Origin of the sequence: Streptomyces montanisoli, from assembly GCF_017813245.1 — a bacterium.
GTDB classification, from domain to species: Bacteria; Actinomycetota; Actinomycetes; order Streptomycetales; family Streptomycetaceae; genus Streptomyces; species Streptomyces montanisoli.
This window is the reverse complement of sequence record NZ_JAGIQL010000014.1, coordinates 57,277-66,160: the sequence shown is the minus strand read 5'-3', so window position 1 is coordinate 66,160 and position 8,884 is coordinate 57,277. Positions and strand designations below refer to the sequence as shown.

Annotated in this window: 9 protein-coding genes and 2 tRNA genes; 4 read left to right on the top strand and 7 right to left on the bottom strand. The window is 72.2% G+C overall.

Annotated elements, in window-relative coordinates; translation table 11 throughout:
- The coding region (locus JFN87_RS06055; protein WP_209338835.1) for a PAS domain-containing protein at positions 1–1,855 on the bottom strand (1,855 nt) is incomplete at its 3' end.
- A 365-nt stretch (positions 1,856–2,220) separates the two neighbouring features.
- On the bottom strand, positions 2,221–2,640 hold the full coding sequence (locus JFN87_RS06050) for an SSI family serine proteinase inhibitor (protein ID WP_307865320.1): 420 nt from the start codon (positions 2,638–2,640) through the stop codon (positions 2,221–2,223).
- Positions 2,641–2,868: 228 nt separating this feature from the next.
- Between JFN87_RS06050 and JFN87_RS06045 the strand changes: the two genes are divergently transcribed.
- Positions 2,869–2,959 (top strand) — tRNA-Ser (locus JFN87_RS06045).
- An 81-nt stretch (positions 2,960–3,040) separates the two neighbouring features.
- Here JFN87_RS06045 and JFN87_RS06040 read toward each other — a convergent pair.
- Entirely contained in the window at positions 3,041–3,460 is a 420-nt protein-coding gene (locus tag JFN87_RS06040) for a MarR family winged helix-turn-helix transcriptional regulator (RefSeq protein ID WP_209338833.1), read from the bottom strand.
- An 86-nt stretch (positions 3,461–3,546) separates the two neighbouring features.
- On the opposite strand from JFN87_RS06040, the gene JFN87_RS06035 reads away from it, so the two are divergent.
- The 3 genes from JFN87_RS06035 (at position 3,547) to JFN87_RS06025 (ending at position 5,435) form a co-directional block, all read left to right on the top strand.
- A complete protein-coding gene (locus JFN87_RS06035; RefSeq protein WP_209338832.1) occupies positions 3,547–4,365 on the top strand; it encodes an SDR family NAD(P)-dependent oxidoreductase in 819 nt (272 codons plus the stop codon).
- A 150-nt stretch (positions 4,366–4,515) separates the two neighbouring features.
- Positions 4,516–4,588, top strand: a tRNA-Arg gene (locus tag JFN87_RS06030).
- Between the two features lie 445 nt (positions 4,589–5,033).
- Positions 5,034–5,435: a hypothetical protein gene (locus JFN87_RS06025; protein ID WP_245178814.1), complete on the top strand. Its 402-nt coding sequence runs from the start codon at positions 5,034–5,036 to the stop codon at positions 5,433–5,435.
- Between the two features lie 22 nt (positions 5,436–5,457).
- Here JFN87_RS06025 and JFN87_RS06020 read toward each other — a convergent pair whose 3' ends face one another.
- From JFN87_RS06020 to JFN87_RS06005, 4 genes are all read right to left on the bottom strand, one after another.
- On the bottom strand, positions 5,458–5,808 hold the full coding sequence (locus JFN87_RS06020; protein ID WP_209338830.1) for a hypothetical protein: 351 nt from the start codon (positions 5,806–5,808) through the stop codon (positions 5,458–5,460).
- A 56-nt stretch (positions 5,809–5,864) separates the two neighbouring features.
- Positions 5,865–6,413, bottom strand: a complete 549-nt coding sequence (locus JFN87_RS06015) for a PH domain-containing protein (RefSeq protein ID WP_209338829.1) — start codon at positions 6,411–6,413, stop codon at positions 5,865–5,867.
- Positions 6,414–6,492: 79 nt separating this feature from the next.
- A complete protein-coding gene (locus JFN87_RS06010) occupies positions 6,493–7,770 on the bottom strand; it encodes an NAD(P)/FAD-dependent oxidoreductase (protein WP_209338828.1) in 1,278 nt (425 codons plus the stop codon).
- Between the two features lie 132 nt (positions 7,771–7,902).
- Complete coding sequence (locus tag JFN87_RS06005) at positions 7,903–8,844, bottom strand: RNA polymerase sigma-70 factor (protein WP_209338827.1); 942 nt, start codon at positions 8,842–8,844, stop codon at positions 7,903–7,905.
- Positions 8,845–8,884 lie beyond the last annotated feature (40 nt).

The window sequence follows — 8,884 nt, the reverse complement described above, 5'->3', positions numbered from 1 at the left end:
CGAGGAACGCGTCGGTCGACGAGCGCCGCGCGCGCCGCCGCCCGCGTCCGCCGTTGTCGCCCCCGGCCGTCGTGCCGGGCGCGCCCGTCGCCTCCTGGTAGGGCGTGGCCGGCTGCGCCTGCACCGTGCCGCCGCCCTCGCCGAGCGGCAGTTCGAGCACGAAGGCGCGCCCGCTCATCCCCGGCACCTGGTGCGTCTGCAGCACACCGCCGTGCGCCCGCACGATCCCGGTGACGAGCGGCTCGTGCACCGGGTCGCCGCCCGAGAAGGGCCCGCGCACCTCGATCCGCACGACGCTGTCGCGCTGCGCCGCGGCCACCACGATCGTCGAGTCGACGTACCCGCCTGCCTGCGCCGGTGCCTGCTGGCGCGTGCGGCCCGTGGCGTCCACGCCCGCGACGTCCGCGATCAGGTGCGCGAGCGCCGTCGCGAGGCGGCCGGGGTCGACCTCGGCCTCGATGGCCGGGGCGTGCACCGCGAACTGCGCGCGGCCCGGGCCGATCAGCTCGACCGCGCCGTCGACGCCCGCGGCGACGACCCCGTCCAGCATGACCTTGACCTTGGTCAGCCGGTTCGTGCCCGCGTCGAGGCGCTGGTAGCCGAGGACGTTGTCGACGAGCGTCGTCATCCGCGCGTATCCGGCGGCGAGGTGGTGGAGGATTTGGTTGGCCTCGGGCCACAGCTGCCCGGCCGGGTCGGCGGCCAGCGCGGACAGTTCGCCGCGCAGCTCGTCCAGCGGCCCGCGCAGCGCGTCGCCGAGCACGGCGGTCAGCTGCGCGTGGCGCGCCGAGACGAACGCGTAGCGCTCCGACAGCTCCTCGATCTCCGCCGCGTACCGGTCGCTGCGGTCGGCCAGTTCCGCCGCCGCGGCCTCCTCGGTCTCGCGCAGCTGCGCGGTGAGCCGCTCCTCGACCTCCGTGCGCTCGCCGGTCAGCCGCCGCTCGGTCGCGTCGAGTTCGGCGGTCAGCCGCCCGGTCTCGCTCTCCAGCTCGGCGGCCGCCTCGTCCCTGGCCGCCTTGAGCTCGTCGGCGTGGTCCTTCACCAGCTCCTCGTGGGCGCGCCGGTCGGTGAAGGTCATCACGGCGCCGACGAGCTGGTCGCCGTCGCGCACGGGCGCGGTCGTCAGGTCGACGGGGACGGCCGAGCCGTTCTTCGCCCACAGCACCTGCCCGCGCACCCGGTGCTTGCGGCCCGAGCGGAGCGTGTCGGCGAGCGGCGACTCGTCGTAGGGGAACGGATCGCCGTTGGCCCGCGAGTGCAGGATGAGCGTGTGCAGTTCGCGCCCGCCGAGGTCGGTGGCGCGGAAGCCGAGGATCTGCGCGGCCGCCGGGTTGACGAGGACGACGCGTCCGTCGGTGTCCGTGCCGACGACGCCCTCGGACGCCGCCCGCAGGATCATCTCCGTCTGACGCTGGGAACGGGCCAGCTCCGCCTCGGTGTCGACGGTCCCGGCGAGATCCCTGACGACCAGCATCAGCAACTCGTCGCCGGTGTAGCCGCCGTGCGGCTCGCGGTACGCGTCGCGCCCGTCCTCCAGGCCCGCGCTCGTCACCTCGACGGGGAACTCGACGCCGTCCGTGCGGCGTGCGGCCATGCGCGTCGGCTTCGTACGGCCGCGCGCGTCGGTGGACTCGGGGCGGCGCATCGAGCCGGGGATGAGCTTCGAGTCGAACTCGGGCAGCAGATCGAGCAGGCCGCGGCCGACGAGCGCGGTGCCGGGCGACTCGAACATCTCCAGCGCGATGGCGTTGGCGTTGACGACGGTGCCGTTCGCGTTGACGAGGACGAGGCCGTCGGGCAGGGCGTCGAGTATGGCTGCGAGGCGAGCAGCGCCTCGGGATGGCCTGCTGCTCACGACGAACGTTCCTCCCTGACCCACTGCGCTTTGCGGACCTGCCGCGAGGCCCATCTTGCCTGCCGGGGCCCGGCCTGTCACGGGAGGGAGTCTACGGTCTTGGGATGTGCGGGCGACGGGGGATCGAGGATGTGCGGACGGCGTGCGGGCCGTGCCGGAGCGGCGCGACAGGATCGTCATGCCGTGTGCACGCCGCCTACACGCCTGCTCGCGCCGGCGTGCGCCGGTGGGGCCCGGGGGCGCACGCCGACGCGTCGTTCGGGGCGGCGCCCGCCCCGCGTCCGCCTTGCGTCGACCCCGCGTCCGCCTCGCGTCGACCCCGCGTCTGCCTCGCGTCCGCCCCGCGTCCGCCTCGCGTCCGCCTCTCAGTCGAGGGCCGGCAGTACAGGCACGAGCCCGCGCCAGCGTGCGATCTCGCACCCGTTGCGCCGGTCGAAGGCGGCGTCGACGGCGCGGCCGCGCCAGGTGCCGGTGATGTGCGCGGTGGCGGGCCCGCCGTAGATCTGCGTGCAGATCTGGCCGTCGGGCACGGGCGCGAACGGGTCGGCGCCGTCGCGGTCGAGGACGCCGAGCCGGTCGCACGCGTCGGCCGCGTGCGGGTGCGTGCCGCCGGCGGGCGCGCACCGCAACTCGTACGTCGCCGACGGCACGGCGCCCGACGGGTCGGACACGCTGACGGTGAGCACGGCACCGGGAGCCTCGCCGGCCGCGGCGGCGGACGCGGCGGCGGACGCACCGGGCGCGAGGGCGGCGAGACCGACGAGTCCGGCGGCCGCCAGCGGCACACAGGAAGCGAGGGATGATGCGAGGCGACGCACGCGAGGCAGCAAGGCAACTCCAGCAGGGCGAAATCCCGGACTCTCACCCGTACCAACGCGGCAGCGCCCGCGACGTTGCGCTTGGCAAGCGCTTTGCCATGCCGACGGCCCGCCCGGTACGGTGTGGAGCGATTGGTGAGCGCGCCCCCGGGTGTGCCATCATCTTCACAAGCCGCCCTCGCGTGCGTGGGCGCTGGAGGCGTCGCCTAGTCCGGTCTATGGCGCCGCACTGCTAATGCGGTTTGGGTCTTAAAGCCCATCGAGGGTTCAAATCCCTCCGCCTCCGCACCTTGATCAGGGAGTTCGGCCCGTCGCGGGCTGGGCTCCCTGAGTCGCGTTCAGGGCGTTCTCGGCGACCTCCGGCGCGTCAGCCGGACGCGACGGCGCGGTCCAGCAAGGGCTTGAGCTGCCGCAGTTCCTCGTCGCTGAGCGCGGCGAGAGGCGTCTTCTCCAGCGCCGTCCGCACCAGTTCGTCGCGCACCCGGCGGCCCTTGTCCGTCAGGAGCAGGACGCGGGAGCGCCGGTCGGCCGGGTCCACGGCGCGCTCCACCAGACCGCGGTCGGTGAGCTGGTTGGTGATGAAGGACAGGTTCGGCGCGTTGCAGTACAGGCGCTCGGCCATCACCTTCATCGACGGGGGCGGCTCGGCCGGGTCGAGCACCCATAGCGCCTGGAACGTCGCGGGCGTCAGGTTGTGCGAGGCCAGCGCCTGCCCGAGGAGGTCGTTGGTCCGCATCCAGATGTCGTGGACGGCGGCAACCACCGCGGGGAGCTCGGGCGTGGGCATGAAGCCCATCCTACCAATGCTTCGAGTATCGAAATACCGTGCTAGCGTCGAGTTTAGTTCGAGCATCGAAGCACTGGAGGATTCTGGTGAAGAACGACGACTACCGCGGTGTCACCGCGCTCGTCACGGGCGCGTCCAGAGGGCTGGGACGGGCATACGCGCTGGAGCTCGCGCGCCGGGGAGCGCGGGTGATCCTGCTGGCCCGCACGGAGGCCGACCTGCGGGAGCTCGCGGCCCAAATACGGGAACGGCACGGCGGTCCGGACGCCGAGATCATCACCGGCGACCTGTCCACCTCCGAAGGCCCGGATCGGATCCTGCGGGAGCTGCGCGACCGCGGCCTGACCGTCGACCTGCTGATCAACAACGCCGGCGCGGGCAGCGCGGGCCCGTTCCTCGGCCGACCGCTCGAACCGCAGCTGCGCTCCGTCGGGCTCAACGTCAACGGCCTGCTCGCGCTCACCCACGCGATTGGCGCGGACCTGGTCGCCCGGGGCTCCGGCGGCATCGTCAACGTGTCGTCCACGGCGGCCTTCCAGCCCATGCCCTACCAGGCCAGCTACGCCGCGACCAAGGCCTTCGTGCTGTCCTTCACCGAGGCGCTGGCCGAGGAGCTGCGCGGCACAGGCGTCCACGTCATGGCCGCGCACCCCGGCGCGATCGCGACCGGCTTCTTCGACGGCACCTCGGCCACGATCGACCCCCGCGTCGCCGAGGCGCCGGCCACCGTCGCGGCCCGCACGCTGGACGACTACGCCCGGCGGCGCGCGGCGTCCTACCCGGGGCGCCCCATCAACCGCGCCCTGACCTGGCCCGGACGCCTGCTGCCGCGCACGGTCACGGCACGGGTGGCGGGCAGCCTCAACCGCCGGCTGCGCCTGCACGAGACGGTCGACGTCGCGTAGCGAGGCGCGGGGCCGGCCCGCAGAACAGAACACCGTTTCCGCAGGTCAACCCGGTACGACGCCGGTCCGGCGAATGGATTTCACCTGGGGCCGCAGGTCATGTAATGTTGTCCTCGCACCGCAGGAGGGACACAAGATCCCGCCGGGCGAGCACTCGTAGCTTAACGGATAGAGCATCTGACTACGGATCAGAAGGTTGCAGGTTCGAATCCTGCCGAGTGCACACAGGTCAAGGACCCCGAGATTCGTCTCGGGGTCCTTTTCGTTGCCTGCGCGCCGCGCCGGCACCATCAGCACGAGTGGGCGAGGCAGGCAGGATGGCGCGCATGAGGAGTGCGCGGTTCACGGAGTTGTACGCCCAGGGACGAGACGCTTGCCTGGCCGGGAGGATCTTCCAGCAAGAGCCTCCTGAGGAGGATGGGGGACGCTGGGGCCTCACGGTGGCCCTACGGCCCGATCCATCAGCCGCCCGTCGAATGGAACGACTTACCGCGCAGGCCATGGCAGTAGCAGGAGCTTCACACTGGCCCACCGGGGCCCTAATCTCCTCGCATTTCACCGTCCGCACGTTGGAGCGGTACCGGCGGCACGTTCCCGAGGACGACGAGCGGGTCCTTCGATACCAGGGGGCTATGCGCCGGGCGTCCAGTCGAGTCGATGACATCCGGTTGGAGCTGACCGGACTCACGCTGACCCCCGCGAGTGTCATGCTGTGTGCTTCTCCGCCTGACGAAGCCGTTGAGCTGCTCGCCGAACACCTGGCCGAAGAGTTGGCGGATGACGGGTGGTTCGAGGCCGATCTCAAACGAGACATCTGGTACTCGAATCTGATCCACTTCGCCGGCCCCCTCGCGGACCCCGAGGCACTCATCGATTGGGTCGCCGCTCGTCAGAGCCTGGAACTGGGGTCCACGCTCCACACCTGCGTGGATCTCATCGCCTGGTCATTCGATGGGCGACACATGGTGCCGACCACTCTCGGGAAAGCGGATCTGCACGGATCCCGTACCCGACCAGGAGCTGAGCGTCGCTTCAACCAGCTCGGGCCGGCGCCGGCCGTCGGCGACTGAGCCGGGTCTGCCCTTGGAGGTGTCACGGATCGTTTGGCGTCCGCCGAACCCCGGTGCAGGCGATCAGAGTCGTGGCGTGCTGGTTGAGGAACAGCATGAACACCCACGACCCATCGAGGGCCCGGATCTGCCCCAGTCGGATTGGCCCGCGGTATTGGCCGAGGCGTAGTACCGCGCGCTCCAGGCCGGATGTCTCGGTGCCTTTGCGGAGGGTCACCCGGAGTCGGCGTCCATAGATTGTGGCGAGTGACTCTGCGGGCGTCGTGCCGTCCCAGACAACATGAGAAGCACCGGCATGGAGGGCGGCAAGCGCATCGCTTGATGCCTCTTGGCCGTCGTCAGCCAGCAGCCGCTCCAGTCGTTCTCGCTGCATTTGGGGACAGCGCCTCCCGGATTGGATGAGTCGTTCTCATCACGTGCTTGTGAGCCTCAAGCGTCGTGGGTGTCGCGCTGGGGCCCGGCCTCTCCGCGGGCGTCCGCGCGTCGGTCTCCCGAGCGGGGAGGCGCGACGCGCGGGTGTGGTGCGTAGCGGCGGTGCAGTGCGCGCAGCTGGGACAGCTGCTTCGCGAAGACGCCCATCTCGGCGGGGCCCATCCACGGCACCGGCAGCGAGACGGTGGAGCCGTCGCGCAGTCTGGCCGCGACACGCAGCTCCGTGCTGCGGAAGCGGGGGTCGGCGCCGTCCACCAGCAGGTCCTCGAAGCGGGCGATGTCCTCCCACGCGAGTCGCCGCCACCGCACCACCGTGCGGTACCGCAGCCCGTCCGGGCCCGCCTCCACGCGGCGCCTGAGCATCGAGATCGCGCTGCCGACCGCCGCCATTCCCACGATCGCGGCAAGGATCCCCCACGTCTGAGCGTCCGGGGCGCCGAGGCCTGCCGCGACCCCCGCCGCAGCCGCGGCCAGCGCGGCGAACGCGGTCCACCAGCGTGCGGATTTTCCTTGCCATCGCAACGACAACTCAGCATGACCGGTCACGTGCGTGATCATGCCATCGGCCGTGTCCGACCGGAAGGTCGTGGCTTCACGCGCGTTCTCCTGCGGGCGCCGCGCCCGGTCAGGCCGAGGCTTCCGCGGGCGTCTCCGTCGGGGTCGGCCGCGGCGGTTCGACGCGGTGGCGGCGCGTCGGCATGCCGAGCGTCGGGTTGGCGACGCCCCAGGTGGCGATCTTGCAGACCACTTCCTTGTAGAAGGCGGCGGGACGCCCGGTCAGCGCCGCCTTGACCGCGCGGTCGTCGGCCGTGACGTACTGGATGATGCCTTCCTTGCGGCCCAGCGAGATGCACTGGTTGTAGTAGCGCGGCGTCGTGGTCGGGAGCTTGCCGCCGGTCAGTCGTGCCGCGATGGCGTCCGCGGCCTGCCAGGCCATGGGGACGCCCGTCGCGCACGACATGCGCAGCGGCTTGCCGCCGGGGCCCATTGCCATGGCCGCGTCGCCGACGGCGTATACGTCGGGGTGCGAGACCGAGCGCATGGTCGCGTCGACCACGATCTGGCCCGTGCCGGTGGTCTCCAGGGGGGTGGCCTCGGCGATCGGGTGGACCGCGAAGCCGGTGGCCCACACGGTGACGGCGGCCGGGACGGACTCGCCGTCGGCGGTCGTGACCCGGTCGGCCTCCACGCCGGTGACCGCGGTGTGCTCGTGCACGGTGATGCCGAGCCTGCCGCACACCTTCCGCAGGTGCCCGCGGCCCTTGGGCGAGAGCCAGTCGCCGAGTTCGCCTCTGGCGACGAGGGCGACGTCGAGGTCCTTGCGGGTCTCGGCGATCTCGGTCGCCGCCTCCACACCGGTGAGACCGGCGCCGACGACGACCACGGTCCCGCCGGCGTCCAGGGCCGCCAGGCGCTCGCTCAGCCGGAGCGCGCCGGGGCGGCTCGCGATCTCGTGCGCGTGCTCGGCGGTGCCGGGGACGCCCTGGGTGTTCCAGCCGCTGCCGAGGGCGTAGACGAGGGTGTCGTACGGCAGTTCCTCGGTGCCGGTCGCGGCTGCGGTGGAGGCGGTGCCCGTGACGCCGGTGCCGGTCGCGCCGGTGCTCGTCGCGCCGACGACGGCGACGGCGACGGTGACGGTCCTGCGGTCGACGTCCACGCCGCTGACCTTCGCGACCCTCAGTTCGACCCCGCTGCCCGCAAACATCTCCCGCAGCGGCCGCGGCCGCAGTTCCTGACCGACCGCCAACTGGTGCATCCGCACCCGCTCGACGAGGTCGGGCTCGGCGTTGACGAGGGTGATGGCGACGTCCTCGTCGTGCAGCCGCTTGGCGAGGCGCCCGGCGGCGGTGGCTCCCGTGTATCCGGCTCCGATGACGATGATGCGGTGCTGCTGCTGTCGCATGTCCTGGCTCCTGTCTCGCGCGGATTCGCCACTTGAACCGGGCAGCCCGCCGTTTCCTGACAGGAAGGTCGTGTGACGCGCGTCACGTCGCGTCGGGGGCGCGTCATGAGCGCTCGGCGGCGACGCGCGCCGTCACGTGCGGAACAGGGGCTCTCCGTGGTCGGCGGCCGCCCACCGCCGCGTCGCGCGCTCCAGCTTGTCCGGGTTGACCTGCGCGCGGCACGCGGCGATGCCCTCGCCGGTGACCTCCAGGCACATGACGGCGATGATCCGGCCCTCGACGAGCGCCACGACGGCGGGCACGCCGTTGGCGGTCGTCGCGTAGACCTCGTAGGCGCCGCCGGCGAGGGCGAGTTGGGCCTTGCCCGGCTTGAACAGGCCACGCATGTACTTCGCGACCGCGACGGCGCCCTCGAACGCCTTGGCGCGCGCCGGCACCTTCCCGCCGCCGTCGCCGATGGCGACCGCGTCGTCGGTGAGCAGCCGTACGAGCGGCTCGGTCTTTCCGCTGGTGGCGGCGGCGAGGAACTCCTCGACGATCCGCCGCGCGGCGGCCTCGTCGACCTCGGTGCGCGCCTTGCCGTCCGAGACGTGCCTCCTGGCCCGATGGAAGATCTGCTGGCTCGCGGCCTCGGTGATGTCGAGGATCTCGGCGATCTGCCGGTGCGGGTAGGCGAACGCCTCGCGCAGCACGTACACCACGCGCTCGTTGGGGGACAGCCGCTCCATGAGGGTGAGGACCGCGTACGAGACGGATTCGCGCTGCTCGGCGGTGTCGGCGGGGCCGAGCATCGGGTCGCCGGCGAGCAGCGGCTCGGGCAGCCACTGGCCCACGTAGGTCTCGCGCCGGGCGCGGGCCGAGGTGAGCTGGTTGAGACACAGGTTGGTGAGGACCTTCGTCAGCCAGGCCTCGGGGACCTCGATGCGGTCGACGTCGGCGGCCTGCCAGCGCAGGAACGTGTCCTGCACGGCGTCCTCGGCATCGCTCGCCGAGCCGAGGAGGCGGTAGGCGATGGCCTGCAGGCGGGGCATGGAGGCCTCGAACCGGTCCGCATGGTTCCTGGTCAGCGCCATGGCCCGGATACTAGCGCTCGCGACGCGCCGGGGGCCCCTG

What these genes read in the sequence shown, in the direction of transcription:
- JFN87_RS06040 (WP_209338833.1), bottom strand. Translation starts at nt 3,460, where the DNA reads ATGCCCACGCCCGAGCTCCCCGCGGTGGTTGCCGCCGTCCACGACATC.
- JFN87_RS06020 (WP_209338830.1), bottom strand. Translation starts at nt 5,808, where the DNA reads ATGCAGCGAGAACGACTGGAGCGGCTGCTGGCTGACGACGGCCAAGAG.
- JFN87_RS06010 (WP_209338828.1), bottom strand. Translation starts at nt 7,770, where the DNA reads ATGCGACAGCAGCAGCACCGCATCATCGTCATCGGAGCCGGATACACG.
- JFN87_RS06005 (WP_209338827.1), bottom strand. Translation starts at nt 8,844, where the DNA reads ATGGCGCTGACCAGGAACCATGCGGACCGGTTCGAGGCCTCCATGCCC.